Here is a 25,963-nt window from a genome sequence, read left to right as displayed (position 1 = left end):
CGGTCATGTCCGGTCGGGGCGCCATCGCCTTCGAGGAAGTGCTTCACCTCCAGTTGGGCAAGCTGGAGGAGGCCATCGGGGAGTGGGACACGCAGGTACAGCGCCTCGAAAGCATGAAGGAGAACGCCGCGGGCATGGCCCGGCGCACGCGTAGCGCCAGCTGGGCGGGCGCAAATGCGGACGTCACCATTCCCTTCGTCACCGAGCAGGCGGACCAGTTCGATGCCGCCCACAAGCAGGCCAGGACCTTGCGAGAGTTGTGCCGCGACGGGCACGGCCGCCTCAAGCACGCCAAGGACCGCTTGACGAATCTGGTCGAGATCGAGGCCCCGGAGCTGGGCGTGCACGTCAGCGCGACGGGCCAGGTCACCAGCGACCTGGAGGGCCTGGACGCGGAGACCCGCAGAGCACGCCAGGACGCCGTCGTGGAAGTGTCCGGCCGCATCACCGACATCCTCAGGACGGTCGCGGAGGACGACGCGGAGATCGCGCAGGCTCTGCGCGCCGCCATGGGCACCGACCCGGACCGCTTCACCGCGGTCGAGTACACCTCGGTCCAGCAGGCCACGCTGGCCCGGGAGGACGCCGACGCGCTCATGGAACGGATGGCGCGGGGCGAGGAACTGCCGGACGACGAACTGCACGACATCGCTCTGCTCCTTGAACTGCACGCGGACGACCCTGCCTTCGCCGAACGGATCGCGACCGGGCTCGGCCCGCAGGGAGTGCTGGACTTCTGGACCGACGTCTCCCGTTCCCGCGACCAGCCCCCCGGCTCCTCGGAGTGGGAGTCGGCAGCCGCCCTCCAGACCAGTCTGGGCCAGGTCCTGGGGACGGCGACGCAGTCCGACTCCGCCGCGATGGACGCGTGGGAACGCGACATGACCGCGCTCGGCGACGAGCGGGTCGGCGGCCCGGACGGCCCCTACGGCTTCCAGACCATGAGCGCGCTCATGCACAGAGGCGACTACGACACGGATTTCCTGCTGGAGTATGGGGACGCGCTGCTCACGTTCGAGCGGGAAGACGACCGTTCCCCGGCCCAGTTGTGGGACAGCGACCCGAGCCTGAGACTGAATTTCGTCGAAAGCGCCTTCCCCGGTGGAGAGGCGCTGGAGGGCGACTGGGGCCGCGACCCGGTCGTCGGCTTCATGCAGGGTCTCGGACACAACCCGGAGGCGTCCACCCAGTTCTTCGCCCCGCCGGACGACTACGCTCCGACGGACACCTTCGAGCGCCCGCCCAACCGGTTCGACCCGGCTGACGACAACGAGCAGGTCAACGCGCACCTGGACTACCTCGCCACGGACCGCGAATGGTGGCTGAGCAACGACCACCACGGCGGCCCTGATCCGCTGAACGTGCACCCGGCGTTCGGCGATGCGCTGTTCGCGGCCGCCACCGGCCGGGAGGCCGGCGGCTTCGATGGTGACGACCTCGACGGGTTCCTCGCCACAGGGGACCGCCGCACGGCGGATACGGCGGCGGTCATGTCGCAGGTGATGCACCTCTACGGCAGCAGGGAACCCAACCTGCTGGCGGGTCAGCCGGAGATGGCGGCGGACCTGGCCGCCATGACGGGCCTGTATATGGACGACATCAACTACGCGATGTCCGGCCAGACGGAGGGGGCCCGGGCCGAGAACGGACAGGTCTTCGGCTCGGCATACGAGGACAGGCTTGATAACGGTTTCTTCAACACGGCCAGGTTCCTGAACGTGCTCGGTCAGGAGGAGACTGGGCACGGCGTCCTGACACAGGCCCAGGAGCTATATACAGCAGGTGTCCTGGCGGGCATCGAGCCCACCGGTCAGGAGGCGTACGACGGTGGCGTCGACGCCATCCGGACATCGGCAGAGGTACGTGGCTTGCTGGACCAGTCCCTGGTGGCGCGCATCGAGCACGACTTCGGCGAGCAGTCCAAGGAGGCCGAACGCGCGCTCGCGCAGTCTTCCGGCTGGGCCAAAGCAGGCGGTGGGGCCCTGGTGGGCGCGGGCCTCGGCGGCCTCGCCCTGGTGACAGGAGGCACCGCAGCCGCCGCGGTCGCGGTCCCGATCGCCGCGGGTGCGACACCGCCGCTGATCGGCGAGTTCATGAACCAGTCCATCGACGATTTCAGCCGGCACGAGGCGGACGATACAGAAGTACGGATGTCGAGGATGGAATTCTACTCGGCCGGCGAGACAGCGACGACTCAGCTGAAAGAGACCTTCGACGAAACCATCGAGGAGAGCCTCCCGGCCGGCAGTACCATTGACGACTCGGCAGCCGATCTCCACGGTGCGTACCGACTCGGCCGGGACTTGATCTCAATCACCCATGGTCCGAGCACTCCCGGAAACTGACGGAGCGACATGTTTGTTCGACGGTTGCGCAGGGCCCTTTCTGGCGGGCGGCGTCCGGTGGCGGTGTTCGTCTGTTGTGCAGTTGTCGGCGGTCTGGGTGCCTGTTCCGGGGATGATTCGGGCGAGGCGGACGAGGCGGACGATAGCTTCGCACACCACTTCGGTGAGCCGATGACGGCAGACGAGGTGTGTGATGGGGCGCTTGCGGGTGGCGCCGCGGAGAGTCTGGTGTTCATCACGCAGGACGCCGCTCTCGGGGAAATGACTGGTGAGTACCGGGCCTCCCTGGCGGACAGCGCGCGAGCACTGCTGGAGGAGGGGCAATTTCATCACGAGCGGTTCTGCGCCATCTTCACCACCGCGTCTGAAGACTCCTGGAGCGTACGCCTGGACTTCCGGTTTTCCCCGAGCAGGGAGAAGGGGGCATTTCCTGTGGAGCGTCATCAAGTACCCTACGACGCCGGGGTCCGGGCATTCGTGGAGAATCAGGCCGCCATCCTCAGCGTACGCTGTTCCGTCGAGGGGGCAGCTGCGGACAGCGATCTGAATGGTTCGCTCTCCGTGGGGGAGGGCGCGGTCGAGGACCCGGACGCCATGATGGATGTTCTCAACACCGCGACCCGCGCCATGGCGGAGGAGTTGGGGTGCGCGGAGGAAGCCGGTCTGCTGGAAGAGGCGCCGCAGCGTCTGGACTCGTGAGGTCCGACGTTCGTCCGCTGTGGCTCAGGTGACGCGCCGTTTCGCGCGGTAGGTGCGCATAGGGGCGACCTCCTCCTCGTACTCCGCGGTTCATCCGCTTGTAGTCTTCCCGGCGGGCGCAATGGCCGTTGCGCGCAGAACGAAGTGGGGAAAGCGTGGAGTCTCTTCGTCCGGGTGATCCGTCCCGCGTCGGCCCGTACCGCGTCCTGGGCCGCCTCGGGGCCGGCGGCATGGGCCAGGTCTTTCTCGGGCGTTCGCCCAACGGCCGCACCGCCGCGGTCAAGCTCATCCACGCCGAACTGGCGGAAGACCCGGAGTTCCGGCGCCGTTTCCGGCGCGAGGTCGCCATCGCCGAACGGGTCAGCGGGAGTTGGACCGCCCCGGTCCTCGGCAGCGACACCGAGTCCGCGGTGCCCTGGGTCGCCACCGGTTACATCCCCGGACCCTCGCTCCACGAGGTGGTCGCCGCCGCCCACGGCCCGCTGCCGGAGGAGTCGCTGTGGACCCTGGCCGCCGGACTCGCCCGGGCGCTCCGGGACATCCACCGCGTCGGCCTGGTGCACCGCGACCTCAAACCGTCGAACGTGCTGGTCACCCTGGAGGGCCCGAAGGTCATCGACTTCGGCATCGCCCGCGCCGTGGACGCCAGCCTGGTCACGCGCACCGGTTCGATGATCGGCTCGCCGGGCTACATGCCGCCCGAGCAGATCCGGGGCGAGGAAGTCACCGGCGCGGTCGACGTGTTCGCCCTGGGCGCCGTGCTCGCCTTCGCCGCCACCGGCACCTCACCGTTCGTCGCCGGCGAGCCCGCGGTGCACACCGTTCTGTACCGCGTGCTGCACGAAGATCCCGAACTCGGGCCGGACGCCGGTCCGCTGGCCGGGCCCCTGCGTGCACTCGTCCAGCGGTGTCTCGTGAAGGACCCGGCCGCGCGGCCCACCGTCGAGGAGTTGGCCGAGGCCGCCGCCGCCCGGTCGGCGGACACGGCGGGGCCGGACGGTGAACTGTGGCTGCCGCCCGCGCTGACCGCGCGACTCGGGCGGCAGGCGGCGAGCCTCCTCGACCTGGACGGCCCGGTCCCCACCCAGGTGGGCGGGGCCGCGGCACCGCCGCCGCCCGCCTCCCCGCCACCCGCCGGGCTCCCCACCGTCACCGCGGTCCCGCCCCCGCCTCCCGGCAAGGCCCCGGCCAGGCGTGCCCTCGCGGTGGGCGCCGTGGCGGTGGCCGTGGCGCTCGTCTCCTCCCTGGTCATGCTGCTGACCCGGGAATCGGGTGCGGAGAACGATCCGGAGGCCGGCGAGGCGCCCACGGACGGAAGCTCCGCGCCGCAGGACACGGCACCAGAAGACGGCGAACAGACCCCCGCCGACGACCAGGGCGGGGCCGACGCGCAGGCACCCCTGTACGACCTGCTGCCACCCGCGATCCAGGAATCGGGCGAGGTCACGGTGCGTTCGGGAACGTACGCCCTGCCCCTCATGTCCCCGGAGTCCGCCGACGAGTTGACCGGATTCGAACCGGACCTCACCGCCGCCCTCGGCGAACGGCTCGGCATCGAATTCCGCTTCCAGCGCGTCGACTACGGCACCCTTCTCGGCTACCTGGCCAACAGCCCCGACCCCAGCGGCATCATCGCCATGACCGCGATGCCCAGCGACGCCACCTCGCAGACAGAAACCGCGAACCTCGAATTCATCCCCTACTTCGAGGAGAGCCACGTCCTGATGGTCCCCGCCGGAGCCGCGGCCGGCGTCGGCGGTTTCAGCGATCTGTGCGGCCGGACGGTCGCCACGTGGCATTCGCTCGAGATCGAGGACGCGATAGCCCGGCACAGCGCCGACTGCACCACCCCCGTCGACATCTCCCGGCACGGGACGGCCGAAGACCTGGCGGAAGCCGTCCGCACCGGCGAGGCCGACGCCCTGTACGTCAGCCACTCCGCCGCGATCGGCCCCCTCCAGGACGCCGGCGGCGACGAACTGGTCATCACCGGCGACCGGTTGGACGCCGAGCCGGTCGGCTTCGCGGTGACCCTCGCCGACCCGCCCCTGCGCGACGCCCTCCGGCAGGCGCTCCAGGAAATGATCGACGACGGCACGTACGGCGCGCTCCTCGACCAGTGGGGCATGGCCGACATGGCGGTCGAAACGGCGGAGGTCACCACCAGCGGAACGTGAGCGCACGTAGGCTTCCGAACGCGCGCGATCGACGGGGAGCGCGTCGCGCCTGTGCGCGACGAGGGGCTTGATGAACGGAGCGTAGTGCCGTGTCGCAAGGTCATGAGGAAGAAGTCCTGGCCCGCATCAGCAAAGGGCTCGTCTACACCGAATCGGAAGCAGCCTTTCAGGCCCCTCGACGCCGCACCGAGGAGATCTTCGAGTACAACCACACACCACCGGGCGAAACGGAAAAGCAACGGTCGCTGCTCGTCGCCATATTCGGCGCGGTGGGAGAACGCACGGTACTGCTGCCCCCGTTTCACGCCGGGTTCGGAAGCAATGTCCATATCGGTGACGACTTCTTCGGGAACGTGAACCTCACGTTCGTCGATGACGTGGACATCCGCATAGGCGATGGCGTCATGATCGCGCCCAGCGTGACCCTCACCACGACCGGACACCCGGTGCACCCCGCGCGGCGCGTGGACTTCGGGCGGTTCTCGGAACCCATCGTGATCGAGGACAAGGTCTGGATCGGCAGCAACGTGGTCGTTCTCCCCGGCGTCCGCATCGGCTACGGATCGGTCATCGGCGCCGGCAGCGTCGTCAGCCGCGACATTCCCCCCATGACCGTCGCGGTCGGAGTCCCGTGCCGCGCGGTCCGCCCCATCACGGACGAGGACCTGGCCGAAAGGTGAGAACGCTGCCGGTGCCGGACCAGGCGGCGTTCACACCCCGGCCGCACGCGCCTTCTCGTACACTTCGGCGGCGACGTCCTTCAACTCCTCGGCGTCGCGCGTGCCCTGCTGGAGGTCGATGAGGATCTCCTCGAAGCCGATCCCGGCGTGCGCGACCAGGTCTTCGACGATCTGCTCGGCGTCGCCCTGGAAAAGGGCGCGGTCGCGGCCCTCGTACGGCTTGGGGGTGTACTTGGCGTTCGCCCGCAGCACCGTCCGGATCGGCCTGGTGCGCCCGCGTTCGGCCGCCAGTTCCTGAAGTTCGCGCCACTGTGCGGCAGTCTGCTCGGCGCCCATGGCCAGCGGCAGCCAGCCGTCGGCGTGGTCGACGAGCCTGCGCTGGGCCTGCTTGTTCCCCGCGGCCAGCAGGATCGGGACCGGCCGGGCGGGCTTGGGGCCGACCACGGCCGAGGCGATCCGGGTTATCTCGCCGTCGTAGGTCACCGGGTCCGGCCCCCACACCGCCCGGCACACCTCGATCACTTCGTCCAGCACCCTGCCGCGTTCCTCGAACGGCCGGACGCCCGCGGCCGCGTACTCGTCGAGGGACCACCCCGAGCCGAAGCCCGCGACCACCCGGCCGCCGCTCGCCGCGTCCAGCGTGGCAAGGGACCTGGCCAGCTGGAACGGCCCGTGCAGCGGCGCCACCAGGACGGACGTGCCCAGCCTGACCCGTTCGGTGACCGCGGCCGCCAGGGACAGCGTGACCAGTGGCTCGGCCACGGAACGGTAGTCGTCGGGCCAGGGCACATCGGGCATGCCGAACAGGCCCTGGGTCGCGGGTTCGGGGAAGAGAGCCCGTTCGTAGGCCCACAGGCTCTCGTATCCGATGCGCTCGGCAGCGCGTGCCACGTCGGGCACGTCCCTGCCGACGTCGTACTGATGGTTCTGCGGGAGGCCGAGTCCGAGTGCGGTGGTCACGATGTGTCAGCTCCTCGAAAGGGGGGTGAATGTGGTGATGGGTACGTCGGGCGCTATCGCTGTCCGGCCGGGCGGATGATGAGTTCGTTGACGTCGACGTCCGGGGGTTGTCCGATGGCGTAGGAGATGGCGGCTGCTATCGCGTCGGCGGAGATGGGCGATTCCCGGAAGGCGCGGATGGCTTCCTGGGTGTCCGGATCGGTGATGGAGTCGGCGATTTCGGACTCGACGATCCCCGGAGAGACCGTGGTGACGCGGATGCCGGGGTCGAGTTCCAGGCGCAGGCCCTCGGTGATGGCCCAGGCGGCGTACTTGGTGGCGCAGTAGACGGCGCCCGTGGGCATGACCTCGTGGGCTCCGACGGAGGCGATGGTGACGAAGTGGCCGGCGCCGTGGCGCTGGAAGTGGGGCAATGCCGCAGCGATGCCGTGCAGCAGGCCGCGGATGTTGACGTCGATCGTTTGATTCCACTCGTCGGTCAATAACGAGTCCAGCCGCGACAGGGGACCGACCCCGGCGTTGTTGATGATCACGTCGATCCGGCCGTGCCGGTCCACGGCGGTGTCGACGAAGGTGGCGACAATCTTCGGGTCGGTGACGTCGAGGCGGTGTGTGTCAGCGCTGCCGCCCGCGTCCCGAATCGCTTCGGCCAGCGCGGTGAGGCGATCAGTACGGCGGGCGCCGAGGACGACGTGATGCCCCTGGCCGGCGAGCCGCAGTGCGGTGGCATGCCCGATGCCACTGCTCGCTCCGGTGATGAGCACCACTTTCGAGTCGGCCATTGACATCAACCCCTATGGGTAGTTTGTGCGTTGCCAGAACGTCGAGTGCTCATCGGCGCGTGCCGGGCACAGGTTCGTGACGTGTCATCTACGTGACACGGACCATACATGACGTGTCACGTACCCTGCTAGGCTGCCGAGGTGGCTATGACGAATGACGATCCGTGGCTGAGCGACGATGAGCAGTACATGTGGCGGCAGTGGATGGGCTTCGACGCGGAGCTGCTGGCAACGCTCAACCGCGAGATGCAGGCCGACGCCGGGCTGTCCAGCCCGGACTACCAAGTGCTCGTCGTGCTGACCGACTCCGCCGAAGGACGCATTCGGGTATCCGACCTGGCGGCAGCGTTGCAGTGGGAGCGCAGCCGGGTGTCCCACCACGTCGCGCGGATGGAGAAACGGGACCTGGTGTCCCGGCTCGGGTGCGTGGACGACGGCCGTGGCGCCTTCGTCCGCATCACCGAGACGGGGCGGACGGCCATCGAGCGTGCCGCGCCCGGCCATGTACGCGCCGTACGACGCCTGGTGTTCGACGCGCTCACCGCGGATGAGGTGGCTCAGCTCGGCGAGATCTTTTACCGGCTACGGTCCCGCGCCGGCCTGTCAACCGAATGAAGCACGAGCACGGCGGGTCTCTCTGACCTGATGGCGCCCCCGCTCAGGTGGTGCGCCGTTTCGCGCGGTAGGCGCGCATCTTCGAACGTGCGCCGCACAACTGCATCGAACACCAGCGGCGCCGCCCCGCCGGGCTGTGGTCGTAGTAGGCCCAGCGGCAGCTCTCCGCCTCGCACGCCTTGAGCCGCCGCCAGGTGCCATCGGCCTCGGCGGCGGCGATCGACGCCGCGACCCGGGCGGTCAGCGCCCGCGCACCGGTCAGCCCGGCCGCGGGGTGCAGCGTGGCGTTGCCCGTGGCGCCGTCGACGTGGAGCGTCAGCGGGGCCTCGGCGAGCAGGTCTGTCAGGTCGGCGGCCGAACGGGGCGGCATCGCGCGCCCGGTGTGCGCGGCGCACGCGGCGCGCAGCGCCTCGCGCAGGCGCACGACGGCGGGCATGTCGTCCGCGGTCAGCGCGACGTCCCCGGCGCGCATCAGCGCTTCGAGCCCGTCCGGCGTGGCCAGCGCGTCGCGTCCGGCTTCCACGTCGAAGGTGTTGACCAGTGTCTCGACGAGGACGAGCCCGCTCGGCGTCGTTCGCTCTCCCACACTTGCAACGTTACTGGCAAGCCGCCATCATGAGGTAACCGTTACCTGCATGAGTCAGATAGGGGTAACGCCACTCGGAGGAAGAGGTGCGTCATGGCTATCGCCACGATGGGAGTAACCGTTCTCGACTGTCGTAGTCCCCGGGAGCTGGCCGAGTTCTACGCGGCCGTGCTGGACTGGCGGATCGAGGGCGAGGGGGAGTGGGTCGAGCTGATCGGGCCGCACGGGCGGCAGCTCGCGTTCCAGGAGTCCCCCGGCCACCGGCCGCCGCAGTGGCCGGGCACCGAGATGCCGCAGCAGTTCCACCTGGACTTGGACGTTCCGAGGGAGGAGCTGGACGCGGCGGAGGCCGAGGTGCTGCGCCTGGGCGCGACCGTCCTCGAAGGCGACGACGACGGCCGACGCGACTGGCGCGTCTACGCCGACCCGGCCGGGCACCCGTTCTGCCTCTGCGTGCACTGAAGTCCGCCGGGCGGCGCGCTGCCGTTGGTCTTCCCCGCGGGCGCCACGGTTCCGGCTGCACAGGTGGTCGGCCGCCTCAGCGTCCGGTGAGCACCCCTGTGCACACCTCGATCGCCACGTCGTCGAAACCGGTACCCAGGAGCAGGTCGGGGCCGAGATGCCGTCCTGCACGGACAGCACGGACAGCGCGGACAGCACGGAAGTATCTCCTGCTACACCGGGCCTGCACGTCAGCTCTATGAGGTCATTTCCTGGGTGCCGATGGTGGACAGGAGATCAAGTTTGCTCCTGGCGTCCGCGTCGCGCGGGGTGTCCACCACGAGACGGAGGTTGGTGCTCTGGGTGGTGAGCACATTGGAGTCGAGAGCGATGTCCCCCACCACCGGATGTCTGGCGATCTTTTGCGCGCCCTGGTGGGCACCCACCGACCGAAGCGCCCAGAGTTCACGGAACCGGTGACCGCGGTTCAGTCTTGCGACCAACGCCCTGATGTCGGGGTCGTTCGGGTACCGGCTCGTCGTCGCGCGCAGGTCGGCGACCAGTGACTCTTCGAACGCGGCCCGCTCCGCGGCGGTTTGCCGGATTCGGGTCGGCTGGTTCTCGAACTGGAAGATCAGCGCGTTGCGCTCGTCGTCGCCTTGTTTCGTGGGATCGCCGAAGGTCGCCGCGAACAGCGGGTTCCAGTGCAACAACTGCCAGGCGGCGTCGCACACCGCCACCGGGCTGTTGGCGAGCTGCTCCACGATCCGATGCACGCTGGCGGGGACCAATCGCGGAATACGGTCCGGATCTGCGGCGTGGCCGGCCAGGCGCAGGAGATGGGCCTGCTCATCGTCGGACAGTTGCAGCGCGCGGGCGAGTGCCGAGCAGACTTGCGCCGACGGCGTCGATGCCCGGCCCTGTTCGAGCCGGACCACATACTCGACAGAGATCCCAGCCAACTGCGCCAGTTCGCCCCGCCGCAAGCCGACGACCCGGCGGGGGGAATGGTGAGGGAGCCCAACGACGCCGGGGTCGAGCCGATCTCGCCAAGCCCGCAACGCGTCACCGAGTTCATTCATGGGCGCCATCCTCCCGCACGCCCGGCTGTCGTGGCGTGGTACCAGCTGTACCAGGAAGACCTGTGACTTCTACAGGACCGGCCCGCAGCTCACTATCAAGCTCATGAACAACACGCCTGACCGCTGTGCCACCGTGGTCCTGGAAGTTCGAGCGAAGCCCGGGAAGAAATCCGAGCTGAAGTCGTTCATCGCCGGCACCGTCACACGGACGCATCATTCAAAGGCCAACTGAAGCCCAACTGAAGGCCCCCGCGGCAGGAACTGGCGCCCCGACCGGCGGCCAGGAATGCATGCCGGTCGTCTCTCTCCGAAATTTCCCCTTCGCAGTGCTGGCGCGATTCTGCACGCCGAGACAAACATTGATGGCAATTGGAGCTGGCATGGACATATTTCTCACCGGCGGTAGCGGTTTCGTCGGACAGCACCTCATCACCCGCTCGGTCGCCGACGGCCATACCGTGTGGGCACTGGCCCGCAGTCCCGAGGCCGCACAGCGAGTGGAGCAAGCCGGAGCGACGCCCGTCCTCGGTGATCTCGCCGACCTGCGCGGGCCGGATCACCACTCCGGCGATACGCCCGCGGGAACACCGCGACCGGCGCCGGCCTGGCTGGCTGTTCTGGACCGGTGTGAAGCGGTGATTCACTCGGCTGCCCGCATGGAGTTCTGGGGGCCGGATGCTGGATTCGAGCGGGACAACCACTGGCCGACCGTTTCCCTGTTCACCGCCGCAGCCTCCGCCGGCGTCAAACGATTCGTGCTCATCAGCGCCGCCGCCGTGTCGACTGACCGGCGCGGCAAGCCCGCGGTGGTCGCCGAGGCGACGCCAACCGGTCGGCCGATCATCGCGTACGGCCGGGTCAAGCTTGCGACCGAGCGGGCTTTGGCCGACATCGCCACCCCTGGGATGACGCTGATAACGCTGCGTCCCCCGTTCATCTGGGGCAGGGGAATGACAACACTGCGCGACGCGGCGACCATGGCCGCCGCCGGCCGGTTCGCCTGGATCGACAACGGACGTCACATCATGGACTTGGTCCACGTCGACAACCTCGCAACCGCGACGGCAGCCGCGCTGAGCCGCGGCTACGACCGCAGGGCCTACTACATCACCGACGGCGCTCCGATGCCGATCCGGGACTTCTTCACCCCGGTCCTGAAGGCCATGGGTGCCGATGTCAGCCGCGCGCGAAGTGTTCCCCTCGCGGTCGCCTCGCCGGTTTCCAGGATTCTCGACCGGGCATGGCGACTTCTGCGCCGCCCTGCCCCGCCGCCGCTGTACAACTGGCTGGTCGCGATCATGGGGCGCGACCGCAGCTACGACATCACCAAGGCCCGCGCCGACCTGGGCTATCAGCCGAGCGTGACCTTCGCCGCCGGACTGGATGATCTGCGCACATTCGCCCGGTAGCCACCGGTCGTTGGCCACATCCCACATCCCATTGCCGGGGGACCGGATCTCGGGAGCGCACTCGCGTTCGTTTCCTTCTCCACCTCGTGTCCAAAACCCGGGCGTGCACGGGGCGTCGGCCGTGTGAAATGGGCGATCACGCGTTTCCGCGGCGAACGACGGAGTTGACGGCCGGGGATGCTGATGCAAGGTTTGGGCGGTGGTCAAGAAGGGGTGAGGCAGGTGGAGTTGATCAATGAAGGTCCCGATCCGGCGGACATGCTGGCCCGTCACATGCGGCAATTCAGGGAGGCACGCGAACTGTCCCTGCGCGGGCTGGCGAGCGCGCTGACCTATCAGTATGGCTACCTGGGCCGGGTGGAACGACGTGAACAAGTGCCGTCGGAAGCGCTCTGCGCGGCGCTCGACCGGTTCTTTGGAACAGTCGACCTGTTCAGGGACCTGCTGGAGATGGCACAAGACACCTCGACGAGAGACTACGGGGAGGGAATTTTTCGCAACGAGCCCAGAGCTGAGAGAATCCAGGTTTTTACTTCCAGCCTGATTCCCGGACTGTTCCAGACGGAGGAGTATGCGCGCACGTTGTTCAGGGCGACCGCTCCATGGGAAGCGGACGAGGAAATCGAGCGCCGCGTCACCGCCCGCATGCGACGGAAACGCATCTTCGAGCGGGAGGAACCTCCCTTCTTCTGGGCGATCGTGGACGAGGCTGGACTCAAACGCCCGGTAGGGGGCAGTCGTTGCATGCGCGAGCAGCTTGCCTCGATACTGCGCGAGTGCCAACCGCAGCACGTCACCGTGCAGGTGCTTCCGTTCGGCCAGGGTGTGCACCCGATGATGGGCGGCAGCATGAGCCTGCTCACGCTGCCTACCGGTTCTTCCCTGGCGTATACGGAGAGCTTTTCCTCCGGAGAGTCGGCCGACTCTCCGCGGGAGGTCTTCAAACTGACACAGAGGTTCGATGTTGTCCGCGCGAAGGCGCTGCCGGAGGCGGAATCGCTCGACCTCATCCGCACGTATCTGAAAGACTACGAAGATGCAGCAGATTCCTGAGGCTTACGCAACCGCCGCTTGGCGGAAGAGCTCCTACAGCAACGGGGATGTGGGAGAGTGCCTGGAGGTCGTGGGTGGGATGCCGGTGGTGCCGGTGCGGGATTCCAAGGTGCGGGGTGGGGCGATACTCGCGTTCGGGCCCGGGCCCTGGTCCGGTTTCGTGACGGCGGTCAAGGACGGGCGGCTGTCCGCCGGCTGAGGGCGGGCGTGTCGGAGACGGGCGCGCAGCGCCCCCATCTCCTCCTCCGTGATCGGCCCGTGCCCCGCCTCGGCGGCAGCGATGAGTTCGTCGAGACGCGCGCGTTCGGCCTCGCGCGCTGACTGCCGACCGGTCGACTCGTGCATGCCACCATCTTGCCCGCACCGCCGGGCCGACACCTCACCGGCGCGTGCCCGTGCGGGCTACGCTGAGTCTCCCGCACGCGCGAGGCGGTGGCGTCCGGGAGTGGTGATCGACGAAGAGGCGGCGGCGAGTATGGCATCGGTTCCGGCCAGGTCAGGTTTGGCGCGTATCGAGAGTCTGCGTGTCAAGAATTACCGTGCTCTGCGGGACTTGCAGCTTTCTGAGATCACGCCGTTGACCGTGGTGGCGGGGCCGAACGGAAGCGGGAAGTCCACGCTGTTCGATGTCTTTGCCTTCCTTGCCGAGTGCTTCGACGAAGGGTTGCGGCGTGCCTGGGACAGGCGGGGGCGCGGGCGCGAAATCCGCTCGCGTGGGGCGGAGGGGCCGGTTGAATTCGAGATCAGGTATCGGGAGCCGGGGCTCAGTCCGATCACCTATCAGCTTGCGATCGACGACGGGCGGCGCGGTCCTGAAGTCGTCTCCGAGTCGCTGCGATGGCGGCGAGGGAAAGCGCACGGTCGTCCGTACAAGTTCCTCGACTTTCGATTCGGTGAGGGTACGGTCATTACGGGGGACACCCCGGAGGAAAGCGATACAAGAAGCAATGAAAAGCTGGATTCGCCCGACCTTCTGGCAGTGAGTGCACTGGGGCAGTTGGCGGCGCATCCACGAGTCAGTGCTCTTCGGCGGTACATCACCGGTTGGTACCTGTCCTACATTTCCGCCAACGATACACGCGGTATTCCGGAGGCCGGGCCTCAGGAGAGATTGTCAAAAACTGGGGATAATCTTCCCAATGTCATGCAGTTCCTTGCGGAGCAGCATGAAAGGCGCTTGGCGGAGATCCTGAAGATCCTCGCCATGCGTGTGCCACAGTTGGAGAGGGTGGGGACGAAACCGCTGGATGACGGCCGGCTCCTCCTACAGCTCAAGGATGCCCCCTTCGACGACCCTGTTCAGTCGCGCTGGACTTCGGACGGCACACTCAAGATGCTGTCCTACCTGGTCGTTCTCCATGATCCTGAGCCACCGTCCCTCATCGGGATCGAGGAGCCGGAAAATCACCTCCACCCCAGGCTGCTGCCGGAGCTGGCGGAGGAGTGCAGGGCGGCGGCGGAGCGAAGTCAGGTTTTCGTTTCCACTCACTCGCCCTTTCTGGTGAACGGTATCCGGGCGGAAGAGTTGCGCATCCTGCACCGCGCGCGCGATGGCTACACGCGAGCCTTCCGGGTCTCCGACAGCGAGCGAGTGAGGAGCATGCTCCAATCAGGTGCAGCGCTCGGCGACCTGTGGATGGAAGGATATTTCAGTGTCGGAGATCCGCTGAGCCGTGAAGGCCGGTGAAGGAGGCGTGCTTGAAATCCTTCTCGAAGAGCCGAGCGCGGAGGCCGCTCTGCGGATTCTGATTCCCCGGCTGGTACCCGGCGCGGCCGAACATCAGGATTTCGAACTACGCAAGTTCAACGGCAAGGCCGATTTGCTGCGCAAGCTCGACGGACGGCTGCGCGGCTACTCGGCCTGGGCAGCCGCCGCAGGGGTCCGAATTCTGCTGCTGGTGGACAGGGACGACGACGACTGCGCCGACCTGAAGAAGAAGATCGACGGTTTGGCTGCGAGTTCCGGATTACCGGTCCACCGGGGAGGAGCTTTGTGGTCCGGCGGCACGTTCAGGGCCTGCATCGCCTGTGAGGAGATTGAGGCCTGGTATCTCGGGGACCCCGCCGCTCTCAGGAAGGTCTACAGCCGGTTGCCCGGTAACTTCGAGCAGCGCAGCGGATTTCGCGACGTTGACGCCGTCAAAGGGGGGACCTGGGAGAAGCTGGAGAAGTTGCTCCAGGATGCCGGCTATTTTTCCGGCGGGCTCCGGAAGATCGAGCTGGCGAAGAAGCTCGCCCCGCACATGGATCTGGAGGCGAACAGCTCCGCCAGCTTCCGGCATTTCCGTGGAGCGGTCCTCGGGGCCCTCGCGGGCGGCTGAGCCCGCCAGCCCGGAGCGTGCTCACTCGCGGCCGACCGTTACCTCTTCGTCGTTCTTCAGCTGGGCCATCAGCTGCTCGACCTGGCCGTCGTCCCACAGCACCGCCGAGCCCTCCGACGTTTCGTAGCCGGGGTCGGCGACCGGGATGTTCATGCGTTCGGCGCCGCGCATGCCCCAGAACATGCCGCGCAGGTCCCACAGGCTCATGTCCTTGTCCACGATGAGCGAGTCGAGGCTCGCGTTCATCGTCGGGAACAGCCGGAACGGGTTCAGCAGCGTGGACGGTGACGCGGCCTGGTCGGCGAGTGTGCCGAGGAACTCCTGCTGGTTCTGCGTGCGGCCGAGGTCGCCCATCGCCTCCTGGTAGCGCTGCCGGTTGAACGCCAGGGACTCGGCGCCGTTCAGCTGGTGGCAGCCCGCCTCGAAGTCGGCGCCGGAGTTGTCATCCTGGATCGGCTCGTCGAAGCACATCTCGACGCCGCCGAGCGCGTCCACCACGTTCGCGAAGCCGCCGAAGCCGATCTCCGCGTAGTGGTCGATGCGCAGGCCGGTGTTGTGCTCGATGGTCCGCACCAGCAGTTCGGGGCCCTCGATCGAGTAGGCGGCGTTCAGCTTCCGTTCCTGGGGCGGGATGCGGTTGCCTGAGACCGAGCCGGTGAACTCCGGGATCGTGATCCAGGAGTCGCGCGGGAAGCTGACCATGGTGTTCCCGTTGTCGCCGACGTGCAGCAGCATGATCGTGTCCGTGCGCTGGCCCTCGGTGCTGCCGGTGTGCAGCTCCTGCTGCTCCTCCTCGCTCAGGCCCTCGCGGCTGTCGGAGCCGACTATGAGGTAGTTCGTCCCCTTGCCCGCCGTCGGGCGGTCCTCGACCGAGGCGAGGTCGACCTCGCGGCGCAGCTTGCTGTCGGCCCAGAAGTACGTGGCGACGGACGTGACCAGCAGCACGACCACCAGGCCGAGCGCGGTGAACCCGATACGGCGGCGCCAGTTGCGCGTCCGCGGGGGGCGCGGGTCGTCGCGGAAACCGTCGTCGGCGCACGGGTCGTGCGGCGGTCCTGGCGGCGGCTGAGCGGTACGGCCCGCGGCGCCGCGGTAGACCTGGCCGTCGCTGTACCCGGAGTCGTAGACCGGCCCCCGGGTCGGCTCCGCCTGCCGCGGATGGCGCGGCTGCGGCTGTCTCGGTACGTGCGGCATCACGCGGGCGCTCTCGGGGCGCGCGCTGCCGCTGCCCCGTCCGTAGCGGTCCCGGTTGCGGGGCTGGTCGTCGTCGGTCCACCCGTCGGGCCAGTCGCTCATAACACGCCAGTCTGCCTGCCACGCGTGATCGACTGGGTCTCGGGGCGGGGAATGTGGCAGACCTGATGCATTCCGGCGGCGCGCGTGACCGGCGCTTACGCTGTCTTTATGGCCGAACTTCCCGAACCGTCCGGACTTCCGGGCAAGCCCACCGCCGCGTCGCGCACCACGCTGTCGCACATCATGACGCAGAACGAGGTGAACCTGCTCGGCACCGTGCACGGCGGCGTGATCATGAAACTCGTCGACGACGCGGCGGGCGCCGTCGCGGGGCGGCACTCGGAGGGTCCGGCCGTCACCGCCTCCATGGACGAGATGGTCTTCCTCGAACCGGTCAACGTGGGCGATCTCGTCCACGTCCACGCCCAGGTCAACTGGACCGGCAGGACCTCCATGGAGATCGGGGTGAAGGTGCTCGCCGAGCGCTGGAACGAGTCGACGCCCGCGACCCGCGTCGCCACCGCGTACCTCGTCTTCGCCGCGGTCGACGAGAACGGCAAGCCGCGGCGCGTGCCGCCCGTCGTGCCCGGCAACGACCGCGACCGCCGGCGCTTCCAGGAGGCCGAGATCCGCCGCACGCACCGGCTGGCCAGGCGGCGGGAGATCACGGAGTCGCGGCAGCGGCCCCTGTGATCAGGTGTGATCAGGTGTGATCAGGCCGTCCTACCGGCGTGCTGGGCGCGCCACTCGCGGACGACGCGCTCGGTGTCGAAGGGCGCCATGTTCAGCGGGGGGCCGTCCGGCGGGTGCCGGATCGCCTCGCGGATCTTGTCGTTGATGTCCTCGATGATCCGCCGCGCCTCGTCCGCGCCGCGCGCCGACTTCGCCGCGGCGAGCGCCTCCTCGGCCTCCCTGCGCAGCGCCAGGCTGGGCGGCAGGAAGGACAGCTGCTCGCGGGCCATCTTCTCCCGCAACCACCACAGCTCGTCGTAGGGCTGGTCGAGGCCGCTCAGCGGCTTGCCCGCGCCGGGCAGGTCCGCGAAGTCGCCGCGCTGCTCCGCTTCGCGGATCTGCCGGTCGACCCAGGACTCGGTGGAGATGCCGGGCGGCTTGCGTTCTGTCATGGCGGGACCCCCGTTCGGGCGGTGGCACGGCGGTGCGACGAGCGCCCCTCCATGGTACGCGGCGCCCCTTGGGGCCCTGCGCCCGTCACCGGCGGGCGTTACAGCCGGGCGATGTTGGCGTGGCGCTGGCGTGGGGCGCGGCGGGCCGGGGCGATGCCGGTCAGCAGGACCAGCCGTGCCGCGCGGTGCCGCTGCCCGGTGTACGGGGCGAGCAGCTCCAGCATGCGCGCGTCGTCGGCGCCGTCCTCGCCGCCGAGCGCGAAGCCGATGATGCGCGGCAGGTGCAGGTCGCCGACGGTGATCGCGTCCGGGGCGCCGATGGCGCGTTGCAGAGCCTCGGCCGCCGTCCACGGGCCGATACCGGGGATCGCCTGCAACCGGGCCATGGCGGCGGGCAGTTCCATGGTCGCCGCCTCCTCCATGCGGCGCGCCGCCCGCACCGCGCGCACCACGGCGGCGGACCGTTTGCCGTCCACGCCCGCGCGGTGCCAGTCCCACGAGGGGATGCGGGCGAACGTCCGCGGGTCCGGCATGACGTACATGCCGAGCCCGGCGCCTGGACCCGGCGCGGGCTCGCCGAACCACTTCAGCAGCCGCCGCCAGGAGCGGTAGGCGTCTTCCGTGGTGACCCGCTGCTCCAGTACGGAGGGGATCAGCGATTCGAGCACGAGGCCGGTCCTGATCAGCCGCACCCCGCGATGGCGCCGCAGCGCCGCGGCGACCAGCCGGTGGTGGGCCACGAACGCGTCGGGTTCGTCCTCGGCCCCCAGCAGCGCGGGCAGCCGGCTCAGCAGCCAGTCGGCGCCCGGGCCCCAGGCCGTCGCCCCGACGCGTGGGCCCGGCACCAGCCGCAGCGTCGCCGGGCCGAACGGGGTGCGCGTCGCGCGCCACACCGTTCCGTCGCGCTCCGCGCGGAACGCCGGGTCGTACGGCCCGCGCCGCAGCACGAGCAGGCTGCGGCGCAGGTCGTACGGCTCCGGCGGGGTCCACGTGCGGTCGGGCATGACGGGCAGGCTACGTGCCGGGCGCCGGCCGCCCCCGCCCGGGTGCGTCAGCGCCCCTGGAGGCGGGCGGCGGTGCTGCGCACGGTGCCCAGGTCGCCGTACAGCTCGTCGCCCGGGCAGTCGGTGGCGTAACCGTCGCGGTGGCCCGAGATGTTCTTCATCCTGACCGTCGTGCCCGCCGCGTACTTGCCGCCGCCCGAGGTGCGGTTGCGGGTGCCCTGGGGGTTGCCGTCGTGCAGCCCGAGCTTCCACGCCGTCAGCAGGGACAGCGCGTCGCGCACGTCGCGCCCCGGGTCCTTGGAGGAGTAGGTGCCGAGCACGGCCACGCCCATGCTGTTGTGGTTGAAGCCGTAGGTGTGGGCGCCCTGCACCGGCTCGGCGACGCCCCCGGCCCTGCCCTCGTAGATCTTGCCGCACTTGTCGACGAAGAAGTTGTAGCCGACGTCCCGCCAGCCCTGGCTCTGCACGTGGTAGCGGTAGATGCCGCGCAGGACCGAGGGCACCTCGGAGCAGGTGTAGCTGTTGCTGCCCGCCGTGTGGTGCACGAACGCGGTCTTCACGCTGTTCGTGTACACGAACCCGCTTTCCCGCAGGCCCTCGTCCGCGCCCCAGCCGGAACGGATGGTGATGGGCGGGCGCGGGCCCTCGTGCTTCCCGGCCGCCGCCGCGCCTGAGCCGCCGGCGCGCGCCTCGGCGCCGGGGTCGGCCGCGGGCAGGGTTTCCCCGGTGCCCTCGCGCTGGCCCGGATCGACGAGTTCGAGCCGCAGGCCCGCGGGCAGCGCGGGCGCCGGCTCGCCGTCGTGGGGCACAACGCGCACGCGCACGCCGTCGGAGGCGCCGACCCACAGCGGGGCGGTGCCGCCGCGCACCCCGGTGTCCCCGGCCTCGGCCGATCCGGGATCGGGCGCGTGCGCGGACTGCGGGTCCAGGTCGGTCCAGGCGGACCAGTCGCCGGTGTCCGCCGCGCGCGTGCGCACCTGCACCACGCCGGGCAGCCCGGCCGCCGGGTCGTCCCAGATGACGCCGAGCAGGGAGAACGGTTCGGTGTCCGTCGCGGGCAGGCCCTGGGTGCCGGCCGGCTCCGCGGTCTCCGGCGTCCCGGTCGGGTCGCCCCCGGCGCGGGTGCCGACATCGAGCGGCTGGAGCGCGAGTGACTGAACGCCGCCGGCCCGCGCCGCGGCCTGCGACCGGTGGCCGTCCTGCGGCGGGCTCGCCGTCAGGGCGGCGGCACCGGCGGGGAACAGCAGGGGAACGACGAGTGCCGCGGCGCAGGCGGCGCCCAGCGTGGAAGCGGAAACGGATGCAATGACAGAAGAAGGTAGAAAAGAACGCATATCCGGATCTTGGGCATAGCACATCACATCTGTCTATTCGTGGAGTGACCGCGTGGTGACTTCGGGTGACGTGCGCGCGGGTGGTGTCCGCCGAGGGCGGCGGCCGGGGCCCGGCCGCGCGGGCGTACGCTTTCGCGGATGAACATCCACGACCGCATCCCGGCTGACCTGCTGCGTTCCACGCTCGCCGTGGACGCCACGCGCCCGCTGGTCACGTTCTACGACGACGCCACCGGCGAACGCGTCGAGTTCTCCGCCGCGACCCTGGCCAACTGGGTGGCGAAGACGGCCAATCTCCTCCAGGACGAACTCGCGGCCCAGCCCGGCGACCGCGTCGCCCTGCTCCTGCCCGCGCACTGGCAGACGGCCGTGTGGGTGCTGGCCTGCTCCGCCGTGGGCGTGGTCGCCGACCTCGGCGGCGACCCGGCCGCCGCCGACGCCGTCGTCAGCGGCCCCGACCGGCTGGCCGAGGCGCGCGCCTGCGGCGGCGAGCGCGTCGCACTGGCCCTGCGCCCCCTCGGCGGCCGATTCCCGCAGCCGCCCGAGGGGTTCACCGACTACGCGGTGGCCGTGCCCGGCCAGCCGGACACGTTCGCCGCCTACGACCCGCCGGGCCCCGCGCACCCCGCGCTGGCCGTCGACGGCCTCGAACTCACCGGCGGGCAGGTCGTCGAACGCGCCCGCGCCGACGCGTCCCAGCGCGGGTTCGCGCCGGGCAGCCGCGTGATGTCGCTTGCCGGGTACGACAGTTGGCGCGGCGTCTCGGCCGGGCTGCTGGCCCCGCTCGCGGTCGGCGGCTCCGTGGTGCTGTGCCGGAACGCCGAAGGGCTCGACGCCGCGGCCCTCGCCGCGCGCCGCGAGAGTGAGCGCGTCACCCACTTCGCCGACTGACGGTGGCCGCTGCCGCCCCGCGCCCACAGGATCGTCACCATGAGGGTGCCGCGACAGCTCTCCCACGTCGCCGACGGCCACCGGCTCGTCGACCCGCCGGGCGGCCGGCGGCCGGTCCCGACGGCCCCCGGCCGCCGCTGGCCGCGCCGGCTGGCGCTCGCCGCCGCCGCGCTGGTCCTGGTGGTGGCCGGGACCGGCTGGGCGATCCTGCACCGCGCGGGAGCGGACGCCCCGGCGCCCGCCGTCCCCGCGGACACCCCTGCGGACGGCTCGGCGCGCGCCCCCGCGGACGGTTCCGCGCGGGAGGGGCGGACACATCCCGTTCCGGAATTGCGATAACGCGCGGGCAGCGCACGGCGGCCGCGCCGTGCGAACACGTTCCCCGCGCGCGTCGCCCTGCTCCCGCGCCGCGGGGAAGCCCTCGGCGCATTACGGAGTTTGCTCGATAAGACCATGTGAGAGTAAAGAGCAAGACGACAAAAAACCCCAAAAAGGGGAAGTAGCCGGAGGTTTGCCCTCGCTGTAAAGGGTGGATTGCGTCACCGCAAGCGCGGGTCGTGGAACCTGGCGGCTAGGGTGAGCCGTCTGATCCTCTAGTACGCACACGGAGGGCGCACGGTTACGTGGAAGCGCAGGGACGCGGGGGCGCGGGCGGTATCGATCCCGCGGATCAGTGGGTGTTCAATCCGGACACCGGCAACTACGAGCTGCGGCTGCCCGGCGCACGCCAAGCCGGGCAGGGCGAGCAGCCGGGACAGGCGTCGCCTGCTGCGGCCCGCCCGCAGTCCGCGCACAACGCACCGTCACCGCGCCGTCGCGCGCCGTCCACCAGACCCGGCGACCGCAGGCCGCCCGGCGAGGGCGACCGCGAGTCCGAGGGCGACCGTTCCGTGCCGCCGCAGCGCGACCGCCGCGCCAAGGCCCCGGCCACCGGCCGGGGCCGCCGCAAGGCCAAGAAGAAACGCGGCCGCGGCAAAAAGGTCCTCCTGTGGACCGGCGGCTCGCTCGCCCTGCTCCTCGTCGTGCTGAGCGGGACCGCCTGGTACCTCTACAACCGGCTGAACGGCAACATCAACAAGGTCGACACCGGGATCAGCAACGACTACAGCTCGGACGAGCCGATCAACGTCCTGTTCATCGGCACCGACACCCGCACCGGCTCGGGCAACGAAAGCTACGGCGGCGACGCCAGCGAGGGCGCGGACACCACGATCCTCATGCACTTCTCCGAGGACCGCACCCACGCCACCGGGCTGAGCATCCCGCGTGACCTGATCACCGACGTCCCCGACTGCGAGGTCCGCGGCGAGGACGGCTCGACGCGGGTCATCCCCGGTTCGCAGGGCGTCAGGTTCAACCAGAGCATGGGCACCGACGGCCGCGACCCGGGCTGTGTCTGGCGCACGGTCGAGCAGTTGACCGGTGTTGAGATCAACCACTTCATGATGGCCGACTTCAACGCCGTCAAGGACCTGTCCAGCGCCGTCGGCGGCGTCGAGGTCTGCGTCGCCGAGCCCATCGACGACCCGAAGTCCGGTCTTCAACTCGACGCCGGGACACACGAGCTGGAGGGCGAGGACGCGCTTGCGTTCGTGCGCACCCGCTACTCGGTCGGCCAGGGCAGCGACTTGAGCAGGATCGAGCTGCAACAGCAGTTCATGGCCTCCATGGCGCGCGAGATCACCGAGAGCAATGTGCTCTCCAGCCTCAACAGCTTCTGGGACCTGGCGGACACCGCCACCAAGGCGCTGACCGTCGACACCGGCATCGGCAGCATCGACGACCTCTACGGCCTCGCCTCCGAGGTGCGCAAGGTCCCGATGTCCGACATGAGTTTCGTGACCCTGCCCGTCGTGGACAACCCCGACGAGCCCGAGGACGCCAAGGCCACGGTCGTCGTCGACGAGGCGCGCGCCGCGCCGATCTTCCAGATGCTCCAGCAGGACGTCTCCATGACCGAGGACGGGGAGCCGGAGGACGGCGGGAACGGCGACGACGGCGGGAACACCGAGCGCGAGCCGGAGATGGCCGCCCCCGAGGACGTCCGCGTCGACGTCTACAACGGCGGCGACGTGATCGGCGCGGCGCAGGAGACCCTGGACTGGCTCCAGACCGAGCAGGGCGTGCCGCTCGCCAGCAACGTGGGGAACGCGCCCGCCCCCCAGGACACGACCACCCTGGAGTACGGCCCCGACCAGGCAGGTCAGGCGGCGCGGCTCGCCGAGATGATGGGCCTGCCGGACTCCGCGCTCCAGGAGCAGGACGCCGACGCCGGCGAGGAGCCCATGGTCCTCATCCTCGGCAACGACTTCGAGGGCGCAGGCCGGCCCATCGAGGTCCCGGCGGAGCGGCCCGAGGACGTTGACAGCATCACGGCGGATGACGAAGACGTCTGCGCCTCGTGACGGGGCCGCCCCCGCGGGCGGGAATGAGCGAAAGCGAAGAGTGGGGGATCTCCGTGCGGAGGAGCGGCATACGTGGTGAGGACGACGGCGGCTCCCTGAACGAGGGGCACGAGACCGCGGGGCGGCCGGGTCCTGACGCCGCCGCGCCCGTTCCCGGTCAGCGCCGCGCCCCGGACGCCGGGGCGCCCGCCGCGCCCGGCGGCGCCGGGCCCGACCCGGCGGGGGACCCGGGCCCCGGGTCCCGCCGCAAGGCGCAGCGCAAGCGGAAGAAGCCGAAGCCGCGGTGGCGCCGCATCCTCGTGTGGACCGCGGGCTCGCTCGCCGTCCTCATCGCCGCGGTCGCCGTCGCCGGCTACCTCTACCTGGAACACCTGAACGACAACATCACCAAACGGGACCGCAGCGCGGGCGGCAGCGACCTCGCGCCCCCCGAGCCGAACGCGAACGGTGAGACCCCGCTCAACATCCTCCTCCTCGGCTCCGACTCGCGCGACGGCGAGGAGAACTCGGAGCTGGGCGGCGCCTCGGACCTGGCCGGCGGCCCGGTCCGCGCCGACGTGCAGATGCTGCTGCACGCCTCGGCCGACCGCAGCAACATCAGCCTGATCTCCATCCCCCGCGACACCCAGGTGCCCATCCCCGAGTGCACCGACCCCGACACCGGCGAGGTGTACCCGGCGGACGAGTCGGCGTCCATCAACACCGCCCTCTCGCACGGCGGCCCCGGCTGCGTCGTCGACACCTGGCAGGACCTGACCGGCGTCTACATCCACCACTTCATGATGGTCGACTTCGCCGGCGTCGTGGACATGGCCGACGCGGTCGGCGGCGTGCCCGTCTGCGTGACCGACAATGTCGACGACCCCAAGTCCGGGCTGCGCCTCGAAGCGGGCGAGACCACCATCGAGGGCGAACAGGCCCTCCAGTGGCTGCGCACCAGGAAGGGCTTCGAGGACGGCAGCGACATAGGCCGCACCCGGGCGCAGCAGATGTACCTCAGCAACATGGTGGAGGAGCTGCAGTCCAGCACCTCGCTGACCAACACCACCGAGCTGATGGGTCTGGCCGAGGCCGCCACCAGCGCGCTGACCGTCAACCACGAGATCGGCTCCGTTCAGGACCTGTACAACCTGGCCGGCGACCTGCGCGAGGTCCCGAACGACCGCATCAACATGGTCACGCTGCCCTGGCTGCCCGACCCGGCCGCCCCGGACGTCACGATCATCCCGGACCCGGCGAAGTCCGAGGAGCTGTTCACGATGCTCCGCGACGACATACCGCTGGACGACCCCGACGCACGCCCCGCCGACCCGGAGGAGTCGGGCGAGCCGGGCGGGGAGGGCTCCGAGTCGCCCGAGGCGACCCCGGACGCGCCCGCCGAGGTGGAGGTCGCCGTCCGCAACGGCACCGGAGGGGCCCTCCAGGCCCCCGTGTCCGGCCGGGCCGGCGTCATCACCGGCGAACTGCAGCGCCTCGGCTGGACCGCCGCCGCCACCGACACCACCGCGGCCTCCGAGGAGGCCACCGCGCTGCTCTACCCGGACATCGCCGACCAGGCAAACGCCGAGGCCGTCGCCGAGGCGCTCGGCGTTCCGCACGGCGCCGTCCGCGCCTCCACGGCCGTGGACCGCGTCACGCTGGTGATCGGCGCCGACTGGCGCGAGGGCGTCGCCTACCCCGCATCGTCCGCCGACCCGACCGAGGACCCGGCGCGGGACGAAGGACCGGCCGTCGACGAGGAGGACATCACCTCGGGCAAGGACGGCCCGGACTGCATGGAGGTCAATCCCGCCTATACGTGGTGACCGGCTCCCGGCGGCTGGCGATGACCTTGCGCGCCAGCTTCCGCGGGCTCGTCAGAAAGCCCCAGCCCCACGACAGGTGCATCGTCGCGAGCGCCAGCGGAATCCGGGCGCGCGCGCCCGGCGGCAGCCCCCGGCCCGCGGGCAGCGAACCCAGCACGATCGCCGCCAGGTAGCCGCCCGGCACGATCAGCCCCCACGGCGTCAGCACCGCGCCCACCACGGTCCCGGCCGCGATGGCGAGCAGCGCGACCGGTGGCGCGAGGTAGCGGGGGTTGATGGAGCCGGAGTGGTAACGGGCCACCACGTGCCGCCAACGTCCGTAGTTCCGGTACTGCTTGGCCAGCGCACGCACCGAGGGCCTGGGCCGGTAGGAGACCAGCAGCTCGGGCGAGAACCAGATCAGCCCGCCCGCCTGCCTGATCCGGAAGTTCAGCTCCCAGTCCTGTGCCCGGATGAACTCCTCGTTGTACCCGCCCTGCTGCTCCAGCACTTCGCGCCGGAAGACCCCGAGGTACACGGTCTCGGCCTCGCCCGCCGTGCCGCCGGTGTGGAACGCGGCGTTGCCCACACCTATTTTCGACGTCATCGCGGCGGCGACGGCGCGCTCCCAGTCGTTCTCGCCCTCGGCGTGCATGATGCCGCCGACGTTGGCCGCGCCCGTCTCGTGCAGCAGCCGCACCGCGGTGGCGATGTAGTCGGGGGAGAGCATGCCGTGCCCGTCGACGCGCACCACGACCGGGTGGCGGGACGCGGCGATCGCGGCGTTGAGCCCGGCCGGGGTGCGCCCCGTCGGATTCGGTACGGTCTGGACCCGGTCGTCCTCGGCGGCCAGCTCGGCGGCGATCTCGTCGGTCCTGTCCTCCGACGGGCCGAGGGCGATCACCACTTCGAGCTCGCCGGGGTAGTCCTGGTCCAGGATGTGCCGTACGGAGCTGCGCAGATGCCGTTCCTCGTTGAGCACCGGCATGATCACGGACACGGCGTCGGTCGGGATGCTGGTCACCGGGTCACGTT

Annotated in this window: 26 protein-coding genes; 17 read left to right on the top strand and 9 right to left on the bottom strand. The window is 70.0% G+C overall.

The genetic code is table 11. The annotated features are described in order from the left end of the window. Nucleotides 1-5: 5 nt before the first annotated feature. The 4 genes from RM779_RS03230 (at nt 6) to RM779_RS03215 (ending at nt 5,901) form a co-directional block, all read left to right on the top strand. On the top strand, nt 6-2,345 hold the full coding sequence (locus RM779_RS03230) for a DUF6571 family protein (protein WP_311615564.1): 2,340 nt from the start codon (nt 6-8) through the stop codon (nt 2,343-2,345). Between the two features lie 57 nt (nt 2,346-2,402). Next, nucleotides 2,403-3,044, top strand: coding sequence for a hypothetical protein (locus RM779_RS03225; protein WP_311615561.1), 642 nt, complete (start codon nt 2,403-2,405; stop codon nt 3,042-3,044). Between the two features lie 155 nt (nt 3,045-3,199). Next, nucleotides 3,200-5,221: a serine/threonine-protein kinase gene (locus RM779_RS03220; protein ID WP_311615559.1), complete on the top strand. Its 2,022-nt coding sequence runs from the start codon at nt 3,200-3,202 to the stop codon at nt 5,219-5,221. 89 nt (nt 5,222-5,310) lie between these two features. Continuing rightward, entirely contained in the window at nt 5,311-5,901 is a 591-nt protein-coding gene (locus tag RM779_RS03215) for a sugar O-acetyltransferase (protein WP_311615557.1), read from the top strand. 30 nt (nt 5,902-5,931) lie between these two features. On the opposite strand, the gene RM779_RS03210 is transcribed toward RM779_RS03215, so the two are convergent. Beyond that, nucleotides 5,932-6,861: an LLM class F420-dependent oxidoreductase gene (locus RM779_RS03210; protein WP_311615556.1), complete on the bottom strand. Its 930-nt coding sequence runs from the start codon at nt 6,859-6,861 to the stop codon at nt 5,932-5,934. A 53-nt stretch (nt 6,862-6,914) separates the two neighbouring features. Continuing rightward, nucleotides 6,915-7,643, bottom strand: a complete 729-nt coding sequence (locus RM779_RS03205) for an SDR family oxidoreductase (protein WP_311615555.1) — start codon at nt 7,641-7,643, stop codon at nt 6,915-6,917. A 147-nt stretch (nt 7,644-7,790) separates the two neighbouring features. On the opposite strand from RM779_RS03205, the gene RM779_RS03200 reads away from it, so the two are divergent. Then, a complete protein-coding gene (locus RM779_RS03200) occupies nt 7,791-8,258 on the top strand; it encodes a MarR family winged helix-turn-helix transcriptional regulator (RefSeq protein WP_311616484.1) in 468 nt (155 codons plus the stop codon). Between the two features lie 43 nt (nt 8,259-8,301). Here RM779_RS03200 and RM779_RS03195 read toward each other — a convergent pair whose 3' ends face one another. After that, nucleotides 8,302-8,844, bottom strand: a complete 543-nt coding sequence (locus tag RM779_RS03195; RefSeq protein WP_311615553.1) for a CGNR zinc finger domain-containing protein — start codon at nt 8,842-8,844, stop codon at nt 8,302-8,304. 93 nt (nt 8,845-8,937) lie between these two features. Between RM779_RS03195 and RM779_RS03190 the strand changes: the two genes are divergently transcribed. After that, entirely contained in the window at nt 8,938-9,306 is a 369-nt protein-coding gene (locus RM779_RS03190; protein WP_311615551.1) for a VOC family protein, read from the top strand. A gap of 236 nt (nt 9,307-9,542) precedes the next feature. Here the strand turns inward: RM779_RS03190 and RM779_RS03185 are convergent, their stop codons facing one another. Beyond that, nucleotides 9,543-10,367 (bottom strand): helix-turn-helix domain-containing protein, encoded by an 825-nt coding sequence (locus RM779_RS03185; RefSeq protein WP_311615550.1) that lies wholly within the window; start codon nt 10,365-10,367, stop codon nt 9,543-9,545. Between the two features lie 103 nt (nt 10,368-10,470). On the opposite strand from RM779_RS03185, the gene RM779_RS03180 reads away from it, so the two are divergent. From RM779_RS03180 to RM779_RS03155, 6 genes are all read left to right on the top strand, one after another. Continuing rightward, the gene (locus tag RM779_RS03180) at nt 10,471-10,599 is read left to right on the top strand and encodes a hypothetical protein (protein ID WP_311615548.1); all 129 of its coding nucleotides are present in this window, start codon (nt 10,471-10,473) and stop codon (nt 10,597-10,599) included. 148 nt (nt 10,600-10,747) lie between these two features. After that, nucleotides 10,748-11,776 carry an NAD-dependent epimerase/dehydratase family protein gene (locus RM779_RS03175; protein WP_311615546.1) on the top strand — a complete coding sequence of 343 codons (1,029 nt, stop codon included), beginning with the start codon at nt 10,748-10,750 and terminating at the stop codon, nt 11,774-11,776. Nucleotides 11,777-11,998: 222 nt separating this feature from the next. Further along, complete coding sequence (locus RM779_RS03170) at nt 11,999-12,829, top strand: helix-turn-helix domain-containing protein (RefSeq protein WP_311615544.1); 831 nt, start codon at nt 11,999-12,001, stop codon at nt 12,827-12,829. After that, on the top strand, nt 12,813-13,028 hold the full coding sequence (locus tag RM779_RS03165) for a DUF397 domain-containing protein (RefSeq protein ID WP_311615543.1): 216 nt from the start codon (nt 12,813-12,815) through the stop codon (nt 13,026-13,028). The genes RM779_RS03170 and RM779_RS03165 overlap by 17 nt, the downstream gene beginning before the upstream one ends. Before the next feature lie 246 nt (nt 13,029-13,274). Continuing rightward, entirely contained in the window at nt 13,275-14,516 is a 1,242-nt protein-coding gene (locus RM779_RS03160; protein ID WP_311615542.1) for an AAA family ATPase, read from the top strand. A gap of 7 nt (nt 14,517-14,523) precedes the next feature. Continuing rightward, nucleotides 14,524-15,150, top strand: coding sequence for a DUF4276 family protein (locus RM779_RS03155; protein ID WP_311615541.1), 627 nt, complete (start codon nt 14,524-14,526; stop codon nt 15,148-15,150). A 21-nt stretch (nt 15,151-15,171) separates the two neighbouring features. On the opposite strand, the gene RM779_RS03150 is transcribed toward RM779_RS03155, so the two are convergent. Then, nucleotides 15,172-16,446 (bottom strand): LCP family protein, encoded by a 1,275-nt coding sequence (locus tag RM779_RS03150; RefSeq protein ID WP_311615540.1) that lies wholly within the window; start codon nt 16,444-16,446, stop codon nt 15,172-15,174. Nucleotides 16,447-16,554: 108 nt separating this feature from the next. Here RM779_RS03150 and RM779_RS03145 point away from each other — a divergent pair, with 108 nt between their 5' ends. Beyond that, nucleotides 16,555-17,079, top strand: a complete 525-nt coding sequence (locus RM779_RS03145) for an acyl-CoA thioesterase (RefSeq protein ID WP_311615539.1) — start codon at nt 16,555-16,557, stop codon at nt 17,077-17,079. Between the two features lie 20 nt (nt 17,080-17,099). On the opposite strand, the gene RM779_RS03140 is transcribed toward RM779_RS03145, so the two are convergent. From RM779_RS03140 to RM779_RS03130, 3 genes are all read right to left on the bottom strand, one after another. Then, nucleotides 17,100-17,510, bottom strand: coding sequence for a DnaJ family domain-containing protein (locus RM779_RS03140; RefSeq protein WP_311615538.1), 411 nt, complete (start codon nt 17,508-17,510; stop codon nt 17,100-17,102). Nucleotides 17,511-17,608: 98 nt separating this feature from the next. After that, nucleotides 17,609-18,514 (bottom strand): DNA-3-methyladenine glycosylase family protein, encoded by a 906-nt coding sequence (locus RM779_RS03135; protein ID WP_311615537.1) that lies wholly within the window; start codon nt 18,512-18,514, stop codon nt 17,609-17,611. 47 nt (nt 18,515-18,561) lie between these two features. Beyond that, nucleotides 18,562-19,848, bottom strand: coding sequence for a peptidoglycan recognition protein family protein (locus tag RM779_RS03130; protein ID WP_311615536.1), 1,287 nt, complete (start codon nt 19,846-19,848; stop codon nt 18,562-18,564). Nucleotides 19,849-19,986: 138 nt separating this feature from the next. Between RM779_RS03130 and RM779_RS03125 the strand changes: the two genes are divergently transcribed. The 4 genes from RM779_RS03125 to RM779_RS03110 all read left to right on the top strand — a co-directional run bounded on the left by RM779_RS03125 (nt 19,987) and on the right by RM779_RS03110 (nt 24,949). Beyond that, nucleotides 19,987-20,739, top strand: coding sequence for a TIGR03089 family protein (locus tag RM779_RS03125; RefSeq protein ID WP_311615535.1), 753 nt, complete (start codon nt 19,987-19,989; stop codon nt 20,737-20,739). A 39-nt stretch (nt 20,740-20,778) separates the two neighbouring features. Further along, nucleotides 20,779-21,078 carry a hypothetical protein gene (locus RM779_RS03120; RefSeq protein WP_311615534.1) on the top strand — a complete coding sequence of 100 codons (300 nt, stop codon included), beginning with the start codon at nt 20,779-20,781 and terminating at the stop codon, nt 21,076-21,078. A gap of 284 nt (nt 21,079-21,362) precedes the next feature. After that, nucleotides 21,363-23,144 carry an LCP family protein gene (locus RM779_RS03115; protein ID WP_311615532.1) on the top strand — a complete coding sequence of 594 codons (1,782 nt, stop codon included), beginning with the start codon at nt 21,363-21,365 and terminating at the stop codon, nt 23,142-23,144. Between the two features lie 23 nt (nt 23,145-23,167). Then, nucleotides 23,168-24,949 carry an LCP family protein gene (locus RM779_RS03110; RefSeq protein ID WP_311615530.1) on the top strand — a complete coding sequence of 594 codons (1,782 nt, stop codon included), beginning with the start codon at nt 23,168-23,170 and terminating at the stop codon, nt 24,947-24,949. Here RM779_RS03110 and RM779_RS03105 read toward each other — a convergent pair. Beyond that, nucleotides 24,927-25,916, bottom strand: coding sequence for a glycosyltransferase family 2 protein (locus tag RM779_RS03105; protein WP_394813228.1), 990 nt, complete (start codon nt 25,914-25,916; stop codon nt 24,927-24,929). The genes RM779_RS03110 and RM779_RS03105 overlap by 23 nt on opposite strands. Between the last annotated feature and the right edge of the window lie 47 nt (nt 25,917-25,963).

This window comes from Streptomyces johnsoniae (assembly GCF_031845565.1).
Classification (GTDB): Bacteria; Actinomycetota; Actinomycetes; order Streptomycetales; family Streptomycetaceae; genus Streptomyces; species Streptomyces johnsoniae.
Note: the sequence above shows the minus strand (reverse complement) of the source record. Positions and strands in the feature narration are given on the sequence as shown.

Excerpts from the sequence above, each read along its gene's own strand:
- RM779_RS03230 (WP_311615564.1), top strand. The coding sequence starts at position 6 with ATGTCCGGTCGGGGCGCCATCGCCTTCGAGGAAGTGCTTCACCTCCAG.
- RM779_RS03205 (WP_311615555.1), bottom strand. The coding sequence starts at position 7,643 with ATGGCCGACTCGAAAGTGGTGCTCATCACCGGAGCGAGCAGTGGCATC.
- RM779_RS03200 (WP_311616484.1), top strand. The coding sequence starts at position 7,791 with ATGACGAATGACGATCCGTGGCTGAGCGACGATGAGCAGTACATGTGG.
- RM779_RS03190 (WP_311615551.1), top strand. The coding sequence starts at position 8,938 with ATGGCTATCGCCACGATGGGAGTAACCGTTCTCGACTGTCGTAGTCCC.
- RM779_RS03185 (WP_311615550.1), bottom strand. The coding sequence starts at position 10,367 with ATGAATGAACTCGGTGACGCGTTGCGGGCTTGGCGAGATCGGCTCGAC.
- RM779_RS03180 (WP_311615548.1), top strand. The coding sequence starts at position 10,471 with ATGAACAACACGCCTGACCGCTGTGCCACCGTGGTCCTGGAAGTTCGA.
- RM779_RS03175 (WP_311615546.1), top strand. The coding sequence starts at position 10,748 with ATGGACATATTTCTCACCGGCGGTAGCGGTTTCGTCGGACAGCACCTC.
- RM779_RS03165 (WP_311615543.1), top strand. The coding sequence starts at position 12,813 with ATGCAGCAGATTCCTGAGGCTTACGCAACCGCCGCTTGGCGGAAGAGC.
- RM779_RS03150 (WP_311615540.1), bottom strand. The coding sequence starts at position 16,446 with ATGAGCGACTGGCCCGACGGGTGGACCGACGACGACCAGCCCCGCAAC.
- RM779_RS03145 (WP_311615539.1), top strand. The coding sequence starts at position 16,555 with ATGGCCGAACTTCCCGAACCGTCCGGACTTCCGGGCAAGCCCACCGCC.
- RM779_RS03140 (WP_311615538.1), bottom strand. The coding sequence starts at position 17,510 with ATGACAGAACGCAAGCCGCCCGGCATCTCCACCGAGTCCTGGGTCGAC.
- RM779_RS03135 (WP_311615537.1), bottom strand. The coding sequence starts at position 18,514 with ATGCCCGACCGCACGTGGACCCCGCCGGAGCCGTACGACCTGCGCCGC.
- RM779_RS03130 (WP_311615536.1), bottom strand. The coding sequence starts at position 19,848 with ATGCGTTCTTTTCTACCTTCTTCTGTCATTGCATCCGTTTCCGCTTCC.
- RM779_RS03125 (WP_311615535.1), top strand. The coding sequence starts at position 19,987 with ATGAACATCCACGACCGCATCCCGGCTGACCTGCTGCGTTCCACGCTC.
- RM779_RS03120 (WP_311615534.1), top strand. The coding sequence starts at position 20,779 with ATGAGGGTGCCGCGACAGCTCTCCCACGTCGCCGACGGCCACCGGCTC.
- RM779_RS03110 (WP_311615530.1), top strand. The coding sequence starts at position 23,168 with ATGAGCGAAAGCGAAGAGTGGGGGATCTCCGTGCGGAGGAGCGGCATA.
- RM779_RS03105 (WP_394813228.1), bottom strand. The coding sequence starts at position 25,916 with ATGCCGGTGCTCAACGAGGAACGGCATCTGCGCAGCTCCGTACGGCAC.